At 62.4% G+C, this 22,468-nt stretch carries 21 protein-coding genes and 3 tRNA genes; 4 read left to right on the forward strand and 20 right to left on the reverse strand.

Annotated elements, in window-relative coordinates; all coding sequences use genetic code 11:
• Positions 1-123: 123 nt before the first annotated feature.
• The 14 genes from rpoB to tuf form a co-directional block, all read right to left on the reverse strand.
• Entirely contained in the window at positions 124-4,260 is a 4,137-nt protein-coding gene (rpoB, locus tag ACYG9V_RS20940) for a DNA-directed RNA polymerase subunit beta (RefSeq protein WP_460222010.1), read from the reverse strand.
• 248 nt (positions 4,261-4,508) lie between these two features.
• The gene (gene rplL / locus ACYG9V_RS20945; protein WP_023667436.1) at positions 4,509-4,886 is read right to left on the reverse strand and encodes a 50S ribosomal protein L7/L12; all 378 of its coding nucleotides are present in this window, start codon (positions 4,884-4,886) and stop codon (positions 4,509-4,511) included.
• 54 nt (positions 4,887-4,940) lie between these two features.
• On the reverse strand, positions 4,941-5,459 hold the full coding sequence (gene rplJ, locus ACYG9V_RS20950; RefSeq protein ID WP_023667437.1) for a 50S ribosomal protein L10: 519 nt from the start codon (positions 5,457-5,459) through the stop codon (positions 4,941-4,943).
• Positions 5,460-5,833: 374 nt separating this feature from the next.
• On the reverse strand, positions 5,834-6,532 hold the full coding sequence (gene rplA / locus ACYG9V_RS20955; RefSeq protein WP_023667438.1) for a 50S ribosomal protein L1: 699 nt from the start codon (positions 6,530-6,532) through the stop codon (positions 5,834-5,836).
• A gap of 4 nt (positions 6,533-6,536) precedes the next feature.
• Positions 6,537-6,965, reverse strand: coding sequence for a 50S ribosomal protein L11 (rplK, locus tag ACYG9V_RS20960; protein WP_006333334.1), 429 nt, complete (start codon positions 6,963-6,965; stop codon positions 6,537-6,539).
• A gap of 172 nt (positions 6,966-7,137) precedes the next feature.
• On the reverse strand, positions 7,138-7,665 hold the full coding sequence (nusG, locus tag ACYG9V_RS20965) for a transcription termination/antitermination protein NusG (protein WP_006333333.1): 528 nt from the start codon (positions 7,663-7,665) through the stop codon (positions 7,138-7,140).
• A 27-nt stretch (positions 7,666-7,692) separates the two neighbouring features.
• Complete coding sequence (gene secE, locus ACYG9V_RS20970) at positions 7,693-7,896, reverse strand: preprotein translocase subunit SecE (protein WP_023667439.1); 204 nt, start codon at positions 7,894-7,896, stop codon at positions 7,693-7,695.
• A gap of 489 nt (positions 7,897-8,385) precedes the next feature.
• Complete coding sequence (locus tag ACYG9V_RS20975; RefSeq protein ID WP_352500700.1) at positions 8,386-8,853, reverse strand: hypothetical protein; 468 nt, start codon at positions 8,851-8,853, stop codon at positions 8,386-8,388.
• A gap of 73 nt (positions 8,854-8,926) precedes the next feature.
• Complete coding sequence (locus ACYG9V_RS20980) at positions 8,927-9,388, reverse strand: Hsp20 family protein (RefSeq protein WP_023667441.1); 462 nt, start codon at positions 9,386-9,388, stop codon at positions 8,927-8,929.
• 429 nt (positions 9,389-9,817) lie between these two features.
• Positions 9,818-9,893 (reverse strand) — tRNA-Trp (locus tag ACYG9V_RS20985).
• A gap of 159 nt (positions 9,894-10,052) precedes the next feature.
• Positions 10,053-10,535, reverse strand: a complete 483-nt coding sequence (locus ACYG9V_RS20990; protein ID WP_023694880.1) for a group II truncated hemoglobin — start codon at positions 10,533-10,535, stop codon at positions 10,053-10,055.
• 92 nt (positions 10,536-10,627) lie between these two features.
• Positions 10,628-12,499, reverse strand: coding sequence for a COG3904 family protein (locus ACYG9V_RS20995; protein WP_245274250.1), 1,872 nt, complete (start codon positions 12,497-12,499; stop codon positions 10,628-10,630).
• Between the two features lie 113 nt (positions 12,500-12,612).
• Positions 12,613-14,112 (reverse strand): COG3904 family protein, encoded by a 1,500-nt coding sequence (locus ACYG9V_RS21000; protein WP_245272012.1) that lies wholly within the window; start codon positions 14,110-14,112, stop codon positions 12,613-12,615.
• Positions 14,113-14,394: 282 nt separating this feature from the next.
• Entirely contained in the window at positions 14,395-15,570 is a 1,176-nt protein-coding gene (gene tuf / locus ACYG9V_RS21005) for an elongation factor Tu (RefSeq protein ID WP_023723394.1), read from the reverse strand.
• 312 nt (positions 15,571-15,882) lie between these two features.
• Here tuf and ACYG9V_RS21010 point away from each other — a divergent pair, with 312 nt between their 5' ends.
• On the forward strand, positions 15,883-16,770 hold the full coding sequence (locus tag ACYG9V_RS21010) for a DMT family transporter (protein WP_023681464.1): 888 nt from the start codon (positions 15,883-15,885) through the stop codon (positions 16,768-16,770).
• A gap of 65 nt (positions 16,771-16,835) precedes the next feature.
• On the opposite strand, the gene ACYG9V_RS21015 is transcribed toward ACYG9V_RS21010, so the two are convergent.
• Positions 16,836-17,093 (reverse strand): GlsB/YeaQ/YmgE family stress response membrane protein, encoded by a 258-nt coding sequence (locus tag ACYG9V_RS21015; protein WP_023667446.1) that lies wholly within the window; start codon positions 17,091-17,093, stop codon positions 16,836-16,838.
• A gap of 130 nt (positions 17,094-17,223) precedes the next feature.
• Here ACYG9V_RS21015 and ACYG9V_RS21020 point away from each other — a divergent pair, with 130 nt between their 5' ends.
• The gene (locus ACYG9V_RS21020; protein ID WP_352765815.1) at positions 17,224-17,700 is read left to right on the forward strand and encodes a YidB family protein; all 477 of its coding nucleotides are present in this window, start codon (positions 17,224-17,226) and stop codon (positions 17,698-17,700) included.
• Here ACYG9V_RS21020 and ACYG9V_RS21025 read toward each other — a convergent pair.
• Positions 17,697-18,584: a helix-turn-helix transcriptional regulator gene (locus tag ACYG9V_RS21025; RefSeq protein ID WP_352765813.1), complete on the reverse strand. Its 888-nt coding sequence runs from the start codon at positions 18,582-18,584 to the stop codon at positions 17,697-17,699. The genes ACYG9V_RS21020 and ACYG9V_RS21025 overlap by 4 nt on opposite strands.
• A 194-nt stretch (positions 18,585-18,778) precedes the next feature.
• Here ACYG9V_RS21025 and ACYG9V_RS21030 point away from each other — a divergent pair, with 194 nt between their 5' ends.
• Positions 18,779-19,168 carry a VOC family protein gene (locus tag ACYG9V_RS21030; RefSeq protein ID WP_023829540.1) on the forward strand — a complete coding sequence of 130 codons (390 nt, stop codon included), beginning with the start codon at positions 18,779-18,781 and terminating at the stop codon, positions 19,166-19,168.
• Positions 19,169-19,176: 8 nt separating this feature from the next.
• On the opposite strand, the gene ACYG9V_RS21035 is transcribed toward ACYG9V_RS21030, so the two are convergent.
• Positions 19,177-19,250: transfer RNA gene (locus tag ACYG9V_RS21035), tRNA-Gly, on the reverse strand.
• 28 nt (positions 19,251-19,278) lie between these two features.
• Positions 19,279-19,363, reverse strand: a tRNA-Tyr gene (locus ACYG9V_RS21040).
• Positions 19,364-19,573: 210 nt separating this feature from the next.
• Here ACYG9V_RS21040 and ACYG9V_RS21045 point away from each other — a divergent pair.
• Positions 19,574-20,425, forward strand: a complete 852-nt coding sequence (locus tag ACYG9V_RS21045) for a TrmH family RNA methyltransferase (RefSeq protein WP_023725776.1) — start codon at positions 19,574-19,576, stop codon at positions 20,423-20,425.
• A 55-nt stretch (positions 20,426-20,480) separates the two neighbouring features.
• On the opposite strand, the gene ACYG9V_RS21050 is transcribed toward ACYG9V_RS21045, so the two are convergent.
• Positions 20,481-21,365 carry a 2-hydroxy-3-oxopropionate reductase gene (locus tag ACYG9V_RS21050; RefSeq protein WP_023725775.1) on the reverse strand — a complete coding sequence of 295 codons (885 nt, stop codon included), beginning with the start codon at positions 21,363-21,365 and terminating at the stop codon, positions 20,481-20,483.
• A 214-nt stretch (positions 21,366-21,579) separates the two neighbouring features.
• Positions 21,580-22,377, reverse strand: coding sequence for a hydroxypyruvate isomerase (gene hyi / locus ACYG9V_RS21055; protein WP_023702459.1), 798 nt, complete (start codon positions 22,375-22,377; stop codon positions 21,580-21,582).
• Between the last annotated feature and the right edge of the window lie 91 nt (positions 22,378-22,468).

Genomic DNA, 22,468 nt, shown 5'->3' on the forward strand with positions numbered 1-22,468 from the left:
GAAAACCCCTTGCATCTAACGCGGGCCAAATGCCCGCTGAGTGGTCGGCCCACTGGCCGTAGAATTTGTTGCATCCGGTCGCGGCGTTCCGCGACCGGATGTCTTGCTTACTCGGCCGCGCCCCTATTCGGCAGCATCTGGCAGCCGGACAGGGTTGTCGTCGAGCTTGGTGTTCTCCAGCTCGACATTGAGGCCGAGAGACCGCATTTCCTTGACGAGCACGTTGAAGCTCTCGGGAATGCCGGCCTCGAACGTGTCGTCGCCGCGCACGATCGCCTCGTAGACCTTGGTGCGGCCGGCGACATCGTCCGACTTCACCGTCAGCATTTCCTGCAGCGTGTAGGCGGCGCCATAGGCTTCCAGCGCCCAGACCTCCATTTCGCCGAAGCGCTGGCCACCGAACTGCGCCTTGCCGCCCAGCGGCTGCTGGGTAACGAGCGAGTACGGACCGATCGAACGCGCGTGGATCTTGTCGTCCACCAGGTGGTGAAGCTTGAGCATATAGATATAGCCCATCGTCACCTTGCGATCGAACGGCTCGCCGGTGCGTCCGTCATAGAGCTGCGACTGACCGCTGGTGTGCAGGCCTGCCTGCTCCAGCATGATGTTGATGTCGACTTCATGCGCGCCGTCGAACACCGGTGTCGCGATAGAGACGCCGCGGCGCATCTGCTCGCTCAGGCGAACGATGCTCTCGTCGTCATATTCGCGGACCGGCTCGTTGCGGTCGTTGGCTGGGATGAAGCTCTCAAGCGTCTTGCGCAACGGCTTGATGTCTCCAGCCGTCTTGTACGCGTCGATCAGCTCGCCGATCTTCTTGCCCATGCCCGCGCATGCCCAGCCCAGATGCGTTTCCAGGATCTGGCCGACATTCATGCGGCTCGGCACACCCAGCGGGTTGAGCACGATATCGGCATGCGTGCCGTCCTCGAGGAAAGGCATGTCCTCGACCGGAACGATCCGCGACACGACACCCTTGTTGCCGTGACGTCCCGCCATCTTGTCGCCCGGCTGCATCTTGCGCTTCACGGCCACGAAGACCTTGACCATCTTCATGACGCCCGGAGGCATTTCGTCGCCGCGCTGGACCTTCTCGACCTTGTCCATGAAGCGCTGCTCGAGCGCCTTCTTGGAATCGTCGTACTGGCCACGCAGGGCTTCCAGTTCGCTCTGGAGCTTTTCGTTCTCCACCGCAAACTGCCACCACTGCGAACGCGGATACTCGTCAAGCGTGTCCTTCGACAGCTTCGAGCCCTTCTTGAAGCCCTTCGGCCCGGCAATCGCTTCCTTGCCGACGAGAACGTCGGAAAGGCGCGAATAGACGTTGCGGTCGAGGATCGCCTGCTCGTCGTCGCGGTCCTTGGCGAGGCGTTCGATCTCCTCGCGTTCGATCGCCATGGCGCGCTCGTCCTTCTCAACGCCGTGGCGGTTGAACACGCGCACTTCGACGACGGTGCCGAAGGTGCCCGGAGGCATGCGCATCGAGGTGTCGCGAACGTCCGACGCCTTTTCACCGAAGATGGCGCGCAGGAGCTTTTCTTCCGGCGTCATCGGGCTTTCGCCCTTCGGCGTGATCTTGCCGACCAGGATGTCGCCCGGCTGCACTTCCGCGCCGATATAGACGATGCCGGCTTCGTCGAGGTTCTTCAGCGCTTCTTCCGAAACGTTCGGAATGTCGCGCGTGATTTCCTCCGGTCCGAGCTTGGTGTCGCGGGCCATGACCTCGAATTCCTCGATGTGGATCGAGGTGAACACGTCGTCGGCCACGATGCGCTCGGAGAGCAGGATCGAGTCCTCGTAGTTGTAGCCGTTCCACGGCATGAACGCGACCAGCACGTTGCGGCCGAGCGCCAGATCGCCGAGCTCGGTCGACGGACCGTCGGCGATGATGTCGCCCTTGTTGACGCGGTCGCCCATGCGCACCAGCGGACGCTGGTTGATGCAGGTGTTCTGGTTCGAACGCTGGAACTTCATCAGCCGGTAGATGTCGACGCCAGACTTGCCGGGATCGAGATCTTCCGTGGCGCGGATGACGATACGCGTCGCGTCCACCTGGTCGACGATGCCGCCGCGGCGGGCGCCGATGGCGGCACCCGAGTCACGGGCAACGATCGGCTCCATGCCGGTGCCTACGAACGGCGCTTCGGCGCGCACCAGCGGCACGGCCTGACGCTGCATGTTGGAGCCCATCAGCGCGCGGTTGGCGTCGTCGTTCTCGAGGAACGGGATCAGCGCCGCGGCCACGGACACCATCTGCTTGGGCGACACGTCCATGAGATCGACGTTTTCGCGCGGCGCCATCATCACTTCGCCGGCGCTGCGGCAAATGACGAATTCGTCGACGAAACCACCATTCTTGTCGAGCTCGGCATTGGCCTGCGCAACGTGGTGCTTGGACTCTTCCATAGCGGAGAGATAGACGACCTCATTGGTCAGCTTGCCATTGACGATCTTGCGGTACGGGCTTTCGATGAAGCCGTACTTGTTGACGCGCGCGAAGGTCGCCAGCGAGTTGATCAGACCGATGTTCGGGCCTTCCGGCGTCTCGATCGGGCAGATGCGGCCGTAATGCGTCGGGTGCACGTCGCGCACTTCGAAGCCGGCGCGCTCGCGGGTCAGACCGCCCGGGCCAAGTGCCGACAGGCGGCGCTTGTAGGTGATCTCCGACAGCGGGTTGGTCTGATCCATGAACTGCGACAGCTGCGAGGAACCGAAGAACTCGCGCACGGCGGCAGCCGCCGGCTTGGCGTTGATCAGGTCCTGCGGCATCACCGTATCGATCTCGATCGAGGACATACGTTCCTTGATCGCGCGCTCCATGCGCAGCAGGCCGACGCGGTATTGGTTCTCCATCAGCTCGCCGACAGAACGCACGCGGCGGTTGCCGAGATTGTCGATGTCGTCGATCTCGCCCTTGCCGTCGCGCAGCTCGACCAGCGTCTTGACCACGGCCAGGATGTCGTCCTTGCGCAGCACGCGCACGGTATCCTCAGCCTTGAGCTCGAGGCGCATGTTCATCTTGACGCGGCCGACGGCCGACAGGTCGTAGCGCTCCGAGTCGAAGAACAGCGAGTTGAACATGGCTTCGGCGGTTTCAAGCGTCGGCGGCTCGCCCGGGCGCATGACACGGTAGATGTCGAACAGTGCGTCCTGGCGGCTCTCGTTCTTGTCGACGTTGAGCGTATTGCGGATGTAGGCGCCGACATTGACGTGGTCGATGTCGAGAACCTTGATCTCGCTTTCGCCCGTGCCGAGCAGCACCTTCAGCGTCTTTTCATCGATCTCGTCGCCGGCTTCGAGGAAAATCTCGCCGGTGCCGTAGTTGACGATGTCCTCGGCCAGGTAATTGCCGAGCAGATCCTCGTCGGTCGCCTTGATCGCCTTCAAACCCTTTTCGCCAAGCGCCCTTGCCTGGCGGGCGGTGATCTTCTTGCCGGCCTCGACGACAACTTCGCCTGTGTCGGCATCGACGAGGTCGCCAACGGCCTTGAGGCCGCGGAAACGCTCGACGTTGAACGGGATGCGCCAGTGGTCGCCGGCGCGCTTGTAGGTGATCTTGTTGTAGAAGGTCGACAGGATCTCTTCGCCGTCCATGCCGAGCGCCATCAAGAGCGACGTCACCGGAATCTTGCGGCGGCGGTCGATGCGGGCATGCACGACGTCCTTGGAATCGAACTCGATGTCGAGCCACGAACCGCGATAGGGAATGACGCGCGCCGCAAACAAAAGCTTGCCCGAGGAGTGCGACTTGCCCTTGTCATGGTCGAAGAAGACGCCCGGCGAACGGTGCATCTGCGAGACGATGACGCGCTCCGTGCCATTGACGATGAAGGTGCCGTTGAGCGTCATGAGCGGCATGTCGCCCATATAGACGTCCTGCTCCTTGATGTCCTTGATCGACCTTGCGCCGGTATCCTCGTCGATATCGAACACGATGAGGCGCAGCGTCACCTTGAGTGGCGCGGCATAGGTCAGGTCGCGCTGACGGCATTCGTCAACGTCGAATTTCGGTCCTTCGAACTCGTACTTCACGAACTCCAGCATCGAGGAGCCGGAGAAATCGGAGATCGGGAAAACCGACTTGAAAACGGCCTGCAGTCCCTCGTCCGGACGCCCACCCTTGGGCTCCGCCACCATCAGGAACTGGTCATAGGATGCTTTTTGAACCTCGATCAGGTTCGGCATCTCCGCAACTTCCGGAATCTTTCCGAAGAACTTGCGTACGCGTCTGCGGCCATTGAAAGTCTGGGTCTGGGCCATCGTCGCTCCTTAGCTATAAACTCGGGGCGAGCCTCGCCGCGGCTCACCTTGCATGCGCGGCCACCTCGGCGGCGGCCCCTGATCTGTTTCCCGCCGCCTGGCGGCGACGGCTAAAACGGGAGAAAACCCGTTTCCTGAAGGCCGGTTTCGGCCCTCAGGAAAGAGGTTCTCGTACATCTCGCGCTACGCATCCTCCCCTCTGATGAAGGGAGTGGCGGACGGCGCGAGGCCGCCCGCCGCTTTTACGCTTACTTCAGGTCGACCTTGGCGCCGGCTGCTTCCAGCTGGGCCTTGAACTTCTCAGCGTCAGCCTTGGAAACGGCTTCCTTGACCGGCTTCGGAGCTGCTTCGACCAGATCCTTGGCTTCCTTGAGGCCCAGGCCGGTGATGGCGCGGACTTCCTTGATGACGTTGATCTTCTGAGCGCCTGCCTCGGTGAGGACGACGTCGAATTCCGTCTTTTCCTCAGCCGGAGCAGCAGCAGCGGCAGCGCCGCCGGCAGCGGCAACCGCCACCGGAGCAGCAGCCGAAACGCCCCACTTTTCTTCCAGAAGCTTCGACAGCTCGGCCGCCTCGAGGACGGTCAGCTTCGAAAGGTCGTCTACGATCTTTGCCAGATCAGCCATTGTTGTATTCCTTCATCAGGTTCGAACGTGTGTTTGTGATAGCGAGGAACGGCCTCATGCCGCCTCGTCCTTCCGGGCGTAAGCGCCGATGACGCGCGCGACCGAAGCCGCTGGCGCATTGACGATCTGGGCGATCCGGGTTGCCGGCGTGGCGATCATGCCAACCAGCCTGGCGCGCAGCTCATCGAGCGACGGAAGTGTGGCGAGTGCCTTCACACCGTCGGCGTTGAGCGAGGTGGTGCCCATTGCGCCGCCGAGAATGACCAACTTGTCATTTCCCTTGGCGAAATCGGACGCGACCTTCGGCGCCGCAATCGGATCCTCCGAATAAGCGATCAGCGTCTGTCCCTTGAACAGGTCGATGATCGATGCGGAGTCCGTGCCCTGAAGAGCGATTTTGGCGAGACGGTTCTTCGCGACTTTGACGGTGCCACCGGCAGCGCGCATTTTCGACCGAAGGTCGTTCATTTGCGCGACGGTGATACCGGCGTAGTGGGCCACGACGACTGAACCAGCGCCTGCAAAAGCACCATTCAGGCCCGTGACGAGTTCGCGTTTTTCCGCTCTGTCCACTGCCTATCTCCAGTTGACCCCTGCCCCGCTAGTGGGACAGGCGTCGGGTTGCCTTTTTGCCGGCCGGGCCATCCATTACAGATCTCCCGAACGACGCTCGAGGATCCTGCCCCCTTTCGCCACATCGACGGCAAGCCGGAGATGCGCAGACAAAAGGCAAACACGGTTCGAACCTTTCATTGGAGCTTGTCGCTCCGTTGTCCGGTTTTCACCCGTCTCATGCAGGCCCAATTCAATTAAGGCTTCTGGGCCGCCTGCAATCTCGGACAGGATGTCCGGAAGCCTCTCGACTTCCGGTACCGGGCCGCCGACAAGTCGGAGGCCCGGAATTCACTTGCGGATCAGCGCCTTGGCAGCCGATCCAGATGTTCGTATCAAGACGCTGCGAGCGTCGAGACGTCGAGCTTGAGGCCCGGGCCCATCGTCGAGGTGACCGACACCTTCTTGACGTAGTTGCCCTTGGCGCCAGCCGGCTTTGCCTTTGTCACGGCATCGGCGAAGGCGCGGACGTTTTCTTCCAGCGCCTTGACGTCGAACGAGACCTTGCCGACGCCGGCATGAACGATGCCGGCCTTCTCGACGCGGAACTCGACAGCGCCGCCCTTCGATGCCTTGACGGCGGCGGCGACGTCGGTGGTGACGGTGCCGACCTTCGGGTTCGGCATCATGCCGCGCGGGCCGAGCACCTTGCCCAGACGGCCAACCAGCGGCATCATGTCCGGCGTGGCGATGCAGCGATCGAAGTCGATCGTGCCCTTCTGGACGATGTCGACCAGATCCTCGGCACCGACGATGTCGGCGCCGGCGGCGCGAGCCTCATCGGCCTTGCCGCCACGTGCGAACACGGCGACGCGGACAGAGCGGCCGGTGCCGTTCGGCAGGTTGACCACGCCGCGGACCATCTGGTCGGCATGGCGCGGGTCGACGCCGAGGTTCATCGCAACTTCGATGGTCTCGTCGAACTTCACCGTCGAACGGTCCTTGAGCAGCTTCAGCGCCTCACCAAGGGCATAGGCCTTGTTGGGGTCGATGCCGTCGCGGGACTTCGATACACGCTTTGCAATCTTCGCCATGATCTCAGCCCACCACTTCCAGACCCATCGAGCGGGCGGAGCCCTCGACCATGCGCATGGCCGCCTCGACGTCGTTTGCGTTCAGATCCTTCATCTTCTGTTCGGCGATGGCGCGCACCTTGTCGCGGCCGATCGTGCCGGCCTTGATCTTGCCCGGCTCTTTCGAACCTGACGTCAAGTTCGCCGCCTTTTTCAGGAAGTAGCTCACCGGCGGCGTCTTCATGACGAAGGTGAAGGACTTGTCCTGGTAATAGGTGATGACGACCGGGATCGGCGATCCCTTTTCCATTTCCTGGGTCTGCGCGTTGAACGCCTTGCAGAATTCCATGATGTTGATGCCGCGCTGACCAAGTGCCGGGCCGATCGGCGGAGACGGCGTAGCCGATCCCGCTTTGACCTGGAGCTTGAGCTGGCCTGCAATTTTCTTAGCCATCTCTTTCCTGCCTTTATCTCATGCCGGCCCCAGTATCGGGAACACCGGCGGTTGCAGTCTGGTGGTGCGGTCCGCGCGGCCGGCTAAAGCCGCATTCGCCTCCCACCCGTTCATGGCCGCGCGCTTTCCGCGCCGCCTCCCCTTGCCGGCGAACCGGCGCAGGGTTTTCGGATCAGCCCTTTTCGACCTGTCCGAATTCCAGATCGACCGGCACGGCGCGCCCGAAGATCGAAACTTCCACCTTGAGCCGCGCCCGCTCCTCGTCCACTTCCTGGACGAAACCGTTGAACGAGGCGAACGGACCATCCGAAACGCGGATCGCCTCGCCGATCTCGAAAGTGACCGAGGGCTTCGGCCGCTCGACGCCTTCCTGAACCTGGTTCAGGATGCGCTGCGCCTCGGCTTCGGTGATCGGCACCGGCTTGGAGTCACCGAGGAAGCCGGTGACCTTCGGCGTGTTCTTGACCAGCGAGAACACCGCATCGGTCAGATTGGCCTTGAGCAGCACATAGCCCGGAAAGAACTTGCGCTCGGCATCGACCTTGCGGCCGCGGCGGATTTCGACGACCTTCTCGGTCGGCACCACGATCTGCTCGATATCGGCGGACAGGCCCTTCTGCTTGGCCTTGTTCTCAATGTCCTCGGCGACCTTCTTTTCGAAGTTCGAATAGGCGTGGACGATGTACCAGCGCGCGGTCATTTCAAGACTTCTCCGTAATCGCCGGACTTAATGGCCGAGGCTCAGTAACCGCTCGATCGCGTAGCCCATGGCCACGTCGGCGGTGAAGAAAAAGATCATCGCGATGACCGCGAATACGAGCACCATCACCGTCGAGATCATCGTCTCCCGGCGCGACGGCCAAGTCACCTTGGCAGTTTCCGCGCGGACCTGCTGGAGAAAGACGAAAGGATTTGTGGTTTTCGAAGCCATATGCCGCTCTGTCTTCAAGACCCGTTGGCCGGGTCTCCTGGATGATCCCGCTGGCCGGGACGTGCCGCCTGGGTTCAAGTCGGCGCCGAATCAGCGCCATTTCGCCCATGCAAATCGGACGCGTAAAGCCGGCTTCCCAGCTCCACGCGTCGCGTGTCTGTTGTGTCTACATAAAACCGATTCTTGATCCACGCAAGTGGCAAGTGTCCGCTTTATGACCAAACGCCGCCTCGGAACCATCCAGTCGTCCCGTCCCGGCTATCGAGGCCTTATGCCTCAGTTCGCCCAATATGGCAAGCCACCTGCCCTTTTTCAATGCCTGACCCCAATTCCAGGAGGTGGATCCGGAAATCAGGCACGCGATTACAAGTTCGAGGAAATGGCGTTGCGGACGAACCTGCGACCTGCTGTTTTGGAAACCAAATGAAGCGCACGCAAGATTGGAATCCAGCTGCCCATGCCGAGGCAGCTGGATCAACCCAGGGTTAGTTAGGCACAGGCGAGTTCGACCCCGGCCACTGCGCCGATTCCGCATGGTGGGCGTGGGCGCGGCGCGATCACTGCCGGGCACGGGGGCGGGTCGTCGTCATCGTCGGGGCCGAAAGAACGGCCACGACGCCGCCAAGCTTTGAGACCGCTGCGGCGCGAGGAGGGTCGCCAAGGCAGCACCCGGCCTGAAGTCTCTTTCCCCAGCGTGGGTTTCTCATCCAGAGCCTTCAACGCCCTCAGAATCTGGTCGACAGGGATTACCGTGCCGTTGTCCAGGCGGCGCAAGGCAGGCTGGTTTTCCACCGCGCAGGCATCGGACGCCCACGAGGAAAGCAGTGCCCGCTTTTCTCCACGGCTGAGGCGTGGATGGTTGATGACGTCGTCTGGATTGTCGAGCAGGCACAAAGAAGTTTCAATTTTGCCCGAGCGTGCCGCAGAAAGTGTCGGTGTCTCGTAGAAGTTGTCCATCTCCATTCTCCGCAATCTGGGCCTCCCGGCCGAAGCCGGGAGGCGGACCGCAGGGATAACTGAATCGATACGATCAGGCCGCTTTGCGGGTGCGTTCCGTATCCTGGGCGATCTGCTTGCCCACCTGGGCGTCGCCGGCCCCGATGCTAATGCGGCGCGGCTTCAGCTCTTCGGGAATCTCACGGACGATGTCGATGGTCAGGAGACCGTTCTCAAGGTTTGCTGCCTTGATCTTCATGTGGTCGGCAAGCTTGAACGTCTGCCTGAAACTGCGGTAGGCGATGCCCTGGTGCAGCAGCTGGCGTCCGCTCTGGTCATCAGCCTTCTGGCCTGCCACGACCAGTTCGGGTCCATGCTGGGTCAACTCAACCTCATCCTGGCTGAAGCCCGCGATGGCCATCGAGATACGGTAATCGTTCTCGTCGACCTTCTCGATGTTATAGGGTGGCCAGTCGGGCCGCGTACCATTGTCGGGCATGTCGAAAAGACGGTCAAAACCGACGGTGCTGCGATAGAGAGAGTCAAAGGTTCTCATAGCCACATCCTCCTTGAAGCAACATGGGTACAAGGGCGCCGCCCAGCAGCGCCGCCTTTTGCCAAGCCAATCGGCCTCGGCGGGAAACGAATTAGGAAGGGCTGAAAACCGGTTCAAGAGCCCTGTTCAAAAAAATTCCAGTAGCCAGGCCAGCATCCCGCTTCCAATAATTCGCAGCCGCTGAAAAGCAGCTGGCGGCAGCAAAATAGGCCTATTCTGAATTGTGAACGCAAATGGCAATTGGCTCGCCAATGGCAGTTGAATCAAGGAAATTGGTTCGTGGAAATACGCCGACTTCGGCATTGCGCATCAGCGCTCTCGCTCTGCGCATGCCTTCGGAACGTCGCTCGTCGAGTACGCGGCTTCAGCCCAACCAAACGAGGAGCCAAAACAAGGCGTTTCTAAAATGCCGGATTCCAACGAGGAAAATGGCACGGGCAGCAGGGCTCGAACCTACGACCTGCGGTTTTGGAGACCGCCGCTCTACCAACTGAGCTATGCCCGTACGCGCGTTTCAGCGCAGGCGCTTCCTAAAAGCTTCCGGGCGCGCTGTAAAGAGTTGTCTGACGCGCTTTCAGATCCTTTGCCAAAATCCGAATAGGTGATGACCAGCCCGTCCCTGCCTATCTCGATTTTTCGCCTGCCTGAAGCCGCATGCCGGCGCTCAGCCCCCGGCCGGCGGCTTGTACGGCCCGCCCGGCACGCCCCAGCCCCAGGCCGGCATCGGTTCGGTCTGCGGGTCGCAGGTCTCGCCGAGGGTGGAATTCATCTTGGCAAGCCGTGACCCCCATTCGACATAGCCCATGAAGGCGGAACGGAATTCGGGATCGTCCGGCAGCCCGACCGCATCGGCGGCATCGGCAAGCAGGCTGATCCAGCGGCGGCGCTGTTCCTCCGTCAGATGCTTGCCCAAGTGATGCATGACCATCTCGCGATGGCCGCCATGCTGTTCGCTGTAGGTCTTGGGTCCGCCAAAAACCTCGCCGATGAAGGCCGCGACATGCGCGGGATGATCCGGCGACATGTGTTTGAACACTGGGCCGACCACCGGGTCGCGCGACACCTTGTCGTAAAAGGTTTCCGTCAGCCGGTTGAGGGCTTCGATGCCGCCGGCCCATTCGTAGAGTGTCGGGATGTCCTGGCTCATTGTCGATCCTCCGCCAGCCCGGCGCCGGCACGACGATAGCGGAAATCGCGCCCTGCTCAACCTGCCTCGATGGCGAGTGTGAACCCGCCGCGCTACAATTTGGCCGGCGCTTCGGCCTGGGCGTTGGGCGACGGCGCCACGCGGCAGTTCTCAGCTTTCGGCACCGACTTGCAGATGCCGGGACCCGTCAGCGCATCCACCGACTGGGGCCCGGTCGTCAGCCCGACCTCCAGCATCATATCAGGGTCGAGCTCACGCTCGGCGAAACGGTCCTGAAGCGCTGTGAACAGACGGGGGCTGATCGCCATCTCATTCAGATACGTCTTCACCAATTGCTTCTGTCCCATCAGGTAGAAGCTGAGTCGCGCCTGGGGGCCGACAAACCGTCTGGCGCCACCGGCCAGCATGAGCGCGCAGGCCGAATCGCAGTCGGCTCCGGCGTCGAAGCTCAGCCCGGCATAGATGCCGTCCTCGACCGGGTCACCGATATCGGTGCGGCCAACGGCGACGTCGAGCTTCTTTTCATGGATGATCCGTCCGGTCGCCAGAGCGCTGAACAAGTCTCCGCCTCGTGAGCTGATCACCACGGGCAGCCGCCGGTTGCCAAGCGTGTCGAGTAATTGGCGCAATTTTTGCGGTGTCTGAGGCGTGATCGCGCCTTGCGCAGAAATCCATTGCGGACACTGCGGCGTGCAATGCTGGTCGCTGCCGCGGACCACGACAAAGCTCATATCCACACGAGCCGCTGCGGGGTCCGGCAAAGGCTTTGTGACAGCGGCGGGCTTGGCTGCCACATTCGCGAGCTTGACTGCGACCGTCGTGGCAGCGACCGGCGGCGTCGGCTTGCCTGCCGGTCCAGGCACTTCCCGGCAGTTCGGAGCCGGCGGGTCGAACATGCACAAACTTGCTCTGGTAAACAGCTCAAGAGTGTCCGTGCTGGTCGCCAGTTTCATCGTCAGCATATCGTGGAGGCCGATCTGCCTGATGTCGCTCGCCGGCGTCGCCTTCATCAAGTCCAGCACGCCCTGCCCGATACCCATCTCTCGGAGATAGGCCGAGATCTTTCTCGCGTACCCCTTGCTCATCTCATAGGTCTTGTAGCTTTCACCTTGAGTGACCGTTTGCGTGGTGACCCGATATTTTTTGCCCCGTTTGACGCGATATGTGGTCCGGTAGTGCGTTGTGGAGGGGAACCAGGTGGTGGTGATCTGATGAACACCCAGATAGTTCCAGCCGCCGGCCACGCGGCGGACGCCACCGGCAAACATCAGCGGACAGGCGGAGTTGCAGCTGGCGCCATCAGACGCCCGGCCGAGATAGGCGGAACCTTTGCCGTAACTAAAACCACAACCATCCGTCCCGGGCCAACAGTCGGAAAACTCGGTCTTGCCTACGGCGATATCGAGCTTGTTCTTGCGGATTATCCGGCCAAGTTCGAGCGCTGCATTGACGTTGCCGCCAAAGGAATTGACGATGATGGGCAGTTTGCGGCTGCCAAGCTTCTTCAAGGTACGCTTGAGCAAGGCTGGCGTGCCGGCTGAGATGTCGCCTTCGGCGGAGATCCACTCCGGACAATTGGGCTCGCAGCCAGGTGCGCTGCTGCGCGTGACGACAAACTGCATCTCCGAGTGATCGTCGGTCCATATCGTCGGATCGGTCGGATAGAGCACTCCCTGCAGAGGGGGTACTGTCTGCCATGTCCCGGGGGAGGCATCCTCGGCCTTCGCGGCGAAGGCAGCCATCGCCATCGCGGCCACCGTCGACAGCCGGACCAGCCCGCGCCGCCACCGTCCCACAGTGTCTGAACGTTGTCCCAAAACCACGCCCGGCAAACCCCTCAATGCAATCCATAATAGTTGCGGCGACGGTGCTTGCAATAGCTTTGAAACAATCGTGCAATACTTGTGCCGCGCAACGCCGGAAACAAAAAGGCAGCCCCAAAGACCGCCCTTTTCCTGGTCCATCCGGCTGACACCGGCTCGACTATTTCTCGATGGTGATGACGACGCCGGCACGACGGTGCGGCCGCCTTCACGGAAGGCGAAGCAAGGCTTCTCTTCCATGACGATAGGCGCGATCAGCCATTGGACGACGGCACCACGCGGCAATTCTCAGGTTTCGGCGCCGATCTGCAGATGCTGGACCCCGTCAGCGCATCCACCGACTGGCGCCCGGTCGTCAGGCCGACCTCCAGCATCATGTCGGGTTCGAGCTGACGCTCGACCGAACTGCCCTGGAGCGCCCGGAACAAAGCGGGGCTGATCGCCATCTCGTCGAGGTAGGATTTGACCGCCTGCTTCTGCCCCATCAGATAGAGGCTGAGCCGCGCCTGGGAACCGACAAGCCGCCTGGCGCCACCGGCCAGCATGAGCGCGCAGGCCGAATCGCACTCGCCGTCGCCATCGACGCTCAGCCCGGCATAGGCGCCGTCCTTGGCCAGGCAATTCCACTCTGCCGGGTCGCAGCCGACGAAATCGGTGCGGGCAACGGCAACGTCGAGCTTCTTTTCATGGATGATCCGGCCCGCCGCCAGGGCGCCGGAGAGGTCTCCGCCTCGCGAGCTGATCACCACCGGCAGCCGCCGGTTGCCAAGCGTGGCGAGCAATTGGCTGAGTTTCTGCGGCGTCTGGGGCGTAATCGCGCCTTGCGCTGCAATCCATTCCGGGCAGTCGGGATTGCAGAGCGGGTTGCTGCCGCGAACCACGACAAAGCGCATGCCGTCATCGTGCGGCGCGCTCTCCGGCTTCACCGGCAGCGGCGCAGCCTTTGCCACGTCCGGCAGGCCGCCGGCTGGCTTGTTCTCCGGTATCTCCCGGCAATTCGGAGCCGGAAGGTTCAGCCTGCACAGGCTTGCGCTGGTCAGCAAATCTGCAGCGTCGTCGCTGGTGACCAGCTTCATTGTCAGCATGTCGCTGAGGTCGATCTGCTGGATGTCGCTGGCCGGCGTGCTCTTCATCGTCTCGATGATGCTGAGGTCGACACCCATCTCCTTGAAATAGGCGGACAGCTTGCGCTCCACCCCCTTGCTCATCTCGTAGGTCTTGTAGCTGCCGGTGTTCTTGCGGCTGACGACCTTCTTGCTGATGACCCGCTTCTTGCCTTTCACGATCCGGTAGCGGACCTGATACTGCACGTTCATCTGCACGATCGTGGTCGTGATCTGGTGGACGCCGAGATAGGCCAGCGGCCCGACCAGGCGCCTGGTGCCGCCGGCCAGCATCATTGGACAAGCGGACGCGCAATAGCTGCCGAGCACATAGGGGCTGCCGATATAGTGCGCGCCTCTGGCGTCGTTCTCCTTGCAGTTTTTCATCCCCGGCTCGCAGCCGACGAACCACGTCCTGCCGACCGCGATGTCGAGCTTGTTCTTGCGTATCATCCGGCCCATGGCGATGGCCGCATCGACATCGCCGCCCGGAGAGTTGATGACGATCGGCAATTTGCGGCCGCCGAGCGTTTTCAGGGCAGCCTTGAGCAGCGCCGGCGACTTGGCCGATATCGCACCCTCGGCCGATATCCATTCCGGACAGGTCGGCTCACAGCCCGCCGCGTCGCTACGCACGACGACGAACCGCATCGGCGGATCCGGATCCGGCTCTGAATTTTTTGTCTCGGCCGCGAAGGCGGCGCTGCCCACGGCAAGCATCGACACCAGGCAGATCAGCCCCAGTGCCAACCATGGCCGACTATGCAAACGGTGCTGTGAAACCATCCGACCAAGCCCTCAACCCAATCTATACTGTAGAGGCTCACAGACTTGCAACAGAGATTGGGACCCCAAACAGGCACATCTGGCCAACGAAAAAGGGCGGCCCGAGGGCCGCCCCTATCCGTTTCGATCCGGCGATGCCGGGCTCGATTACTCTTTGATGGTGACGACGATGCCGGCACCGACGGTGCGGCCGCCTTCACGGATGGCGAAGCGCAGCTTCTCTTCCATGGCGATCGGCACGATCAGCTCGACATCGACCGTGATGTTGTCGCCGGGCATAACCATTTCCGTGCCTTCCGGCAGCGACACGATGCCGGTCACGTCGGTCGTGCGGAAGTAGAACTGCGGACGGTAGTTGGTGAAGAACGGCGTGTGACGGCCACCTTCGTCCTTGGTCAGGATGTAGGCTTCGGCCACGAACTTCTTGTGCGGCTTCACCGTACCGGGCTTGGCCAGAACCTGGCCGCGCTCGACGCCTTCACGATCAACGCCGCGCAGCAGCGCGCCGATGTTGTCGCCGGCCTGGCCCTGATCGAGCAGCTTGCGGAACATCTCGACGCCCGTGCAGGTCGTCTTGGTCGTCGGGCGGATGCCGATGATTTCCAGTTCCTCGCCGACCTTGACGATGCCGCGCTCGACGCGGCCGGTCACGACCGTGCCACGGCCCGAGATCGAGAACACGTCTTCGATCGGCATCAGGAACGGCTTGTCCAGCGGACGAACCGGCGTCGGGATATAGGCATCGACCGCAGCCATCAACTCGCGGATCGCATCTTCGCCGATGGTCTTGTTGGAATCTTCCAGAGCAGCCAGCGCCGAACCCTTGACGATCGGAATGTCGTCGCCGGGGAACTCGTTCTTCGACAGAAGCTCGCGAACCTCGAGCTCGACCAGTTCGAGCAGCTCGGCATCGTCGACCTGGTCGACCTTGTTCAGGAACACCACGATCGACGGCACGCCGACCTGACGGGCAAGCAGGATGTGCTCGCGGGTCTGCGGCATCGGGCCGTCGGCGGCCGACACCACCAGGATCGCGCCGTCCATCTGCGCAGCGCCCGTGATCATGTTCTTCACATAGTCGGCGTGGCCGGGGCAGTCGACATGGGCGTAGTGGCGCGCTGCCGTCTCGTATTCGACGTGCGCCGTCGAAATCGTGATGCCGCGGGCCTTCTCTTCGGGCGCCGCATCGATCTGGTCGTAGCGCTTGTACTCGCCAAAATACTTCGTGATCGCCGCCGTCAGCGACGTCTTGCCATGATCGACATGGCCAATCGTGCCAATGTTCACATGAGGCTTGTTACGCTCGAATTTACCTTTTGCCATAGTCTCTTTCCTTGGACGGCCTTGACCTTCAGTTCAGTCGAATGCGGGGCGATTAGCGACTACGGCCGAAAAACACAAGTGCCTTGTGGCCGGGTGCGCTGTCCACTCGGTCTCAACCGATGATCCGATTGCGGGATGTGGCGCTGATATAGGAACGCGCGAGCGGAAATGAAATGGGGGCTGCGGGCTCCAGCACCTGTTTGCTATTCCCGCCCATGTCCTGTCCCGCCCATGTCCTGGCCTTTGCCTGCCGGATGTGCAGCCGGCGCCTGGCCCATTGCCGCTACGGCGGCGGTCTGATTTGGTTGCCCCATGCAATTCATACCGACCTCCATACGCGGCCCGCTGTTCATGATCGTTTCGACGGGGTCGTACCTCGTCAACGACACGATGATGAAACTCGCGACCGCGGGCTTGCCGTCCTATGAAGTGCTGTTCCTGCGCGGGGTCGCGGCCACGCTATGGGGCATGCCGCTGCTGTTCCTGCTGGGCTATGGCAGGCAGATTCCATTGATCTTCGACAAACGCGTGCTGCGCCGCAACCTGCTCGAGCTGGCGGCCATCCTTTGCTACGTCGTGGCGCTGGCCAACATGCAGATCGCCGATTCGACCGCGCTCGGGCAGATCACCCCGCTTTTGATGCTGGTCGGCTCCTCCATCCTGTTCGGCGAACGGATCGGCGGCGTGCGCATGGCGCTGATCGGGCTCGGCTTCATCGGTGCGCTCATGGTTGCCCAGCCGACCATGCAGGGCATCTCGGTCTATGCGTTGCTGGCGCTCGGCAACGCGGCATTGGCGGCGGCGCGCGATCTTGCCGGCAGGCGGGTCGCGGCCGAGGTGCCGGGCATGATCGTCGCCATTTCCGCCGTCGTGGTGGTGCTGATCGGCGCGGGCGCCGCGCATCTCGTTTCCGAGCGCTGGGTGATGCCGGAAGCCCGGCACCTGCTGCTCATGGCCGGCGCCGGATTCTTCCTGATCTTCGGCCATTTCTTCATCTTCATGGCCTATCGCGTCGGTCCGACCGGCGTCGTGGCGCCGTTCTACTACTGCTTCACCGTCTGGGCGGTCATCTCAGGCGTGCTGGTATTCGGGCAGTTCCCGAATGCCCTGGCGGTCTGCGGCATCCTGCTGGTGGTCGCGAGCGGGCTGACCATCGTCTCGCTTGATGAACGCAAACGCAGGCTGACCGTCGTCGCCTGACCTTTAAGTCAACGCGTCGAAGCAGGTTTGGCCGTCCTGCGGTCAGCCAGTCGGCAGACTGGCGCCTAAAGCGTTCGCTTGCCGGAGAACTGGTGATAGGCCCACAGCACGACCACCGCGCCGATAACGGCGACGATCAGGCTCCAGATGTTGAGGCCGGTCACACCCGTGGCGCCAAAGGCGCTGAAGATCAGCCCTCCGACGATGGCGCCGACAATGCCGAGCACGATATCCATGATCAAGCCCTGGCCGGTCTTGTTGACGATCTTGCTGCCGATAAAGCCGGCGATGACGCCGAGGATGATCCAACTGATAATGCCCATTTTTCCTCTCCATTCCCCGCCCGCCAATCATGGTCACATGATTGTCAAAAGCTCAAGCCAACTTGAAATTCCGCCCGCATGGTCCATTGTAGCCGGCGGGACGGGCTTGGTCGTTATGGAGGATTGACCTATGGGACTCTTTGACAACGCCGTACCCGGCGGCAACATCACCAAACCGCTGATGATCGCGCTCGGCGCGCTGCTGGTGGGAAAGATCCTGAGCGGCAGAAGCGCCGAACAGACGAGTGACGGAGAGACGGGCGAGCCCGCCCAGCCTCAAACGCCAGCCCCCACCGGAACCACGGCCTCAGGGGATGGCGGCCTGCTTGGCGGACTGGGCGGACTGCTCGACAAGCTCAAGACTGCCGGCCAAGGCAATGTCGCTGACTCCTGGGTCGGCACCGGACAGAACCAGCCGATCAACGCCAATGATCTCGGCAAGGCGATCGGCCCGCAGGTCATTCGAGAGATCGCGCAAAGGACCGGACTGGACGAGCAGGAGTTGCTCAAGCAATTGTCCACAGCCCTGCCCGGCATTGTCGACAGACTGACGCCGAACGGACAGGTGCCGCAGCAACACCAGGTCGCGTCCGCTTTCAACAGCTAGACTTCTGCGCCTGCATCACGCGCAAACACGCCCGGCACCGCCTTGCGGCTGTCGGGCGTTGCTCCGACCAGCGCGGCGAACCGCCTGGCAGTCGACGCATCGACCGGCGTGTAGACGGAAACCGAGAAATCACTGTCGCGGCCGCCCGGCTGCAGCGTGGCGAAATCGAACGACATCGCGCCGGCGACAGGGTGCCGGATGGATTTCCGCCAGATCGGTGGCTCGGCGATGTCGCGGCTGTTCCAGCACGTGGCGAACGCTTCGCTTGCCGCTTCCAGTGACGAAACCAGTGTGGCCAGCACCGGATCGCGAGTCATGGCAACAGTGGCAAGCCGGAACTGCGCCGCCGCCGAGCGCGAAACCTCCGGCCAGTCGACAAAGCGCTGCCGCCATTCCAGGTCGAGAAACAGCCGGGCGAGCAGGCTGCCGGACCACGCATCATCCGTCTCGAAATCCCCGAGCAGCACCGCCGCCGGGTGGTTCCAGGCGACGACCTGCCAGTAGCGGTTGACGACATATGCCGGGTGCGGCGCCAGCCCGTCGAGCAGGCTTAGCAGCGGCGCGCTGGGCAGGCCTTGCTCGCCGAGCCGGTTTCGCCAGTCGAGATCGGGTCGCGCCAATTGGAACAGATAGGCCTGCTCGGACCGGCTCAGCTTCAGCACCCGCGCCAGCGAGCGAAGCACCTGCGGCGACGCGTTCACCTCCCGTCCCTGCTCGAGCCAAGTGTACCAGGTGGTGCTGATCCCCGCCTCGGCGGCGACCTCTTCGCGCCTGAGGCCCGGTGCCCGGCGGCGGCCATTGGCGCCATCGATCCGCGGCAAGCGGTCCCGCCGCTCGCGCAGGAAGCGGGCAAGCTCGTCGCGCCGTGGGCCGTCATACGTCATTCTGTCACCGTCAATACCAGTATAAGCGGTAGTCTTGTACCCCTTTAAAGGCAAGCTAGATTGCGGGCGATCGCCTGAAAGGATCGCCCATGCACCTCACCCGACGCTGGCTGTTTCCGCTCGCCGTCACTTGCGTCGTGTCCGGAAAGGCGTGGGCCATCGAGGCCCACAACGCAACCCAAAGGACACCACCAATGAACGCGCTCAATGAAATCCGTCAGATCGACTACACCGTCATCTTCGCCCGCGACATGTCCGCCATGCGGCACTTCTACGGGGATGTGATGGAATTTGAGCTGAAGCGCGAGCTTAGCGAACGCTGGATCGAATACCGAGTCGGCCTGAACACGCTGGCCTTGACCAGCCTCGGCATGATGTTCAACGACACGCCGCAGCAGCGGGATGCGCTGTCGCTGCAGCTGGCATTCCGGGTGGCGCCGGAGATGGTCGCTGCCTGCGCCGAGGCGCTTCAGGCCAAGGGCGTGCAGCCGGTCCTGCCGCTCACCGACCAGGAATGGGGCCACAGGACAGTGTTCTTCCGCGATCCGGATGGCAACGTTGTCGAGATATTCGCAGAGATCTGATGAGTGTTTGGAGCGGGTAGCGGGAATCGAACCCGCATATTCAGCTTGGAAGGCTGCTGCTCTACCACTGAGCTATACCCGCATCGTCCTCAAGGTTCGCGGGCTGGCAGTGGTGGAGAGGGTTGGATTCGAACCAACGTAAGCTAAGCTAACGGATTTACAGTCCGTCCCCTTTAACCACTCGGGCACCTCTCCAGCCTGCCGTCGAAGCCTTGCAACGAGGCATTATCGCCGATCAGGTCGAAACCAGGGTTTTGTCCGAAATCAGCGAAGCGCCTTATGGCGGCAAGGCCAGTGGGTGTCAACCGCACCGCAAGGCAAAATGCGCTGAATTTGACAGCCTGCCCGGCAAGCCGGCTTTCTGCCTGTATCCATGGCCCGGCGACGCGGCTATAGAAGCCGGCCATGAGCAATGACAACACGCCCAAGACCGCCAAAGACACCCACTACGCCAAGCTGCGTCGCGCCCATCGCGACGAGAAGGCCGGCGGCGCGCCTGCCTTCCGGCCGCGCCAGCCGGTGCCACCGGGCGAAAACGCCGCCGACGGGCTGGTCAGGCTCTATGGCCTGCATACGGTGCGCGCGGCGCTCGACAATCCGCGGCGGAAGATCCGTAAAATGCTGGTGACGCGCAATGCCGCCGAGCGGCTGGCGATCGCCGACCTCGCCGCTTTGCCGTTCAAGGCCGAACTCGTCGAGCCCAAGGAGATCGACAAGATCACCGGTTCGGATGCCGTGCATCAGGGCGTGCTGATCGAAGCCGAACCGTTGAAGCCGAAACGCCTCGACACGCTCGGCGACACGAAACTGGTGCTGGTACTCGACCAGGTCACCGACCCGCACAATGTCGGCGCCATATTGCGCTCGGCGGTCGCCTTCGGCGCCGGCGCACTGATCACCACGGCCCGCCACAGCCCGCAGGAATCCGGCGTGCTGGCCAAATCCGCCTCCGGCGCACTGGAGCATATCGACCAGATCGAGGTGAAGAACCTGGCCGACGCGCTGGGACAGCTGCACGATGCCGGCTTCCAGACCATCGGCCTCGATTCGGACGGGCCGGCCGAACTCGAAACGGGTTTTTCAGGCGAGAAGATCGCGCTGGTGCTTGGCGCCGAAGGCAAGGGCCTGCGCCAGAAGACGCGCGAGACGGTGACGACACTCGCCCGCCTCGACATGCCCGGCGCCATCCGCTCGCTCAACGTGTCGAACGCCGCGGCGGTGAGCCTTTATGCGGCACGGAAATTCCTTGGAAAGTGAATGGTGAAATAGTGAATGGTGAATGGTGAATGGAAGCGTTCTTACCATTCACCATTCACCGCACTTCATGTCCCGCCATCCGCTCCAGCGCACGAACCAGCGCTGAGTGATCCTCTTTTGCACCGCCATTCGCCGAGCATGAGTTGAACAGCTGCTGCGTCGTCGAGGTATTGGGCAGCGAGACACCGAGTGCCTTGGCGCCTTCCAGCGCCAGGTTGAGATCCTTCTGGTGCAGTTCGATGCGGAAGCCCGGCGCGAAGGTGCGCTTTATCATGCGCTCGCCATGCACTTCGAGGATGCGCGATGCCGCCAGCCCGCCCATCAGCGCCTGCCGGACCCTGGCCGGATCGGCGCCGGCTTTTGCGGCGAAGACCAGCGCCTCGGCGACCGCCTCGATGGTCAGGGCCACGACGATCTGGTTGGCAACCTTGGTGGTCTGGCCGACGCCGTTCGGGCCGACAAGCGTGATGTTCTTGCCCATCTTTTCGAACACGGGCTTGGCGCGCTCGAACGCCTTGTCCTCGCCGCCGACCATGATGGTCAGCGACGCCGCCTTTGCGCCGACCTCGCCGCCCGACACCGGCGCGTCAAGATAGTCGCAGCCGAGATCGTTGATTTTCTTGGCGAAAACCTTGGTCTCGATCGGCGAGATCGAGCTCATGTCGATGACCAGCTTGCCCTTGCTCAGGCCGGAAGCGACACCGTTCTCGCCGAACAGCACCTCGGCTACCTGCGGGGTGTCGGGAACCATGGTGATGATGATATCCGCGGCCTTCGCCACTGCCGCGTGGCCGGTGATGCTTCTCAAGCCCTTGGCGACGAGATCGGCCGGCGGCTTCGAGCGGTGGTCGCTGGCAATGACGGCGTAGCCGGCATCCAGGAGATGCCCCGCCATCGGCGCGCCCATGATGCCAAGGCCGATGAAGCCGATGGTTTCCATTGTTTTCTCCTTTGTTGAGGCTGAGTTCCTTCGCGCCCCCTCTGGCCTGCCGGCCATCTCCCCCACTTGTGGGGAGATTGGCAGTTTCGGCGCCTCGCTCACCCTGCAATGTTGGGGAGCGAAAGCCGGGATGACGTCCGATCTCCCCACCTGTGGGGGAGATGGCCGGCAGGCCAGAGGGGGGCGCGAAGGAACGCGACTTCAATCGTAACAGCTAAGCCGCGGCACTCCCCTGCCCGTTAAGCTCCCGAAACCACCCCAGCCCAGCCTCCGTCCCCGCCTTCGGTTTGTATTCCGCTCCGACCCAGCCGGAATAGCCGGTCCTGTCGATATGCTCGTAGAGGAAGGGATAATTGATCTCGCCCGTCCCCGGCTCGTGACGGCCGGGATTGTCCGCAAGCTGGATATGCGCGATGCGGCCGAGGTTGGCCTCGATGGTACGGGCGAGATCCCCCTCCATGATCTGCATGTGATAGATGTCGTATTGCAGGAACAGGTTCTTCGAACCGACGCGCTCGATCAGCGCCAGCGCCTGCTCCGAATAGTTCAGGAAAAAACCCGGTATGTCGCGCGTGTTGATCGGCTCGATCAAAAGCCGGATGCCGGCCTGCTCCAGTTTCTCGGCTGCAAACGCGAGGTTCTCGGCTAAAGTATTTTCCAGCACCGAACGATCCACGCCCTGCGGCGCGATGCCGGCGAGGCAATTGACCTGCTCGCAGCCGAGCGCATGGGCATAGCTGATCGCCTTGGCGATGCCTTGCCGGAATTCCGGCGCGCGGTCGGGCAAAACCGCGATGCCGCGCTCGCCCTTGCCCCAGTCGCCGGCCGGGAGGTTGAACAGCACCTGTGTCAGGCCGTTCTTCTTCAGCCGGGCCGCGACCACGTCAGGCGTATGATCATAGGGGCCGATATATTCGACGCCCTTGAAGCCGGCGCGGGCTGCGGCATCGAAGCGATCGAGGAACTCATGCTCGCCAAAGAGCATCGACAGATTGGCTGAAAAACGCGGCATTCTTTTTCTCCTTCTTCTGCTTGGCCCTAGGCGTGTTGAGATTCAGGTCAGGCAGAGTCGAAAACGGTGACTTTCGAGAACCGGAGCGGAA

The sequence above is a fragment of the Mesorhizobium sp. W016 genome (assembly GCF_054719485.1).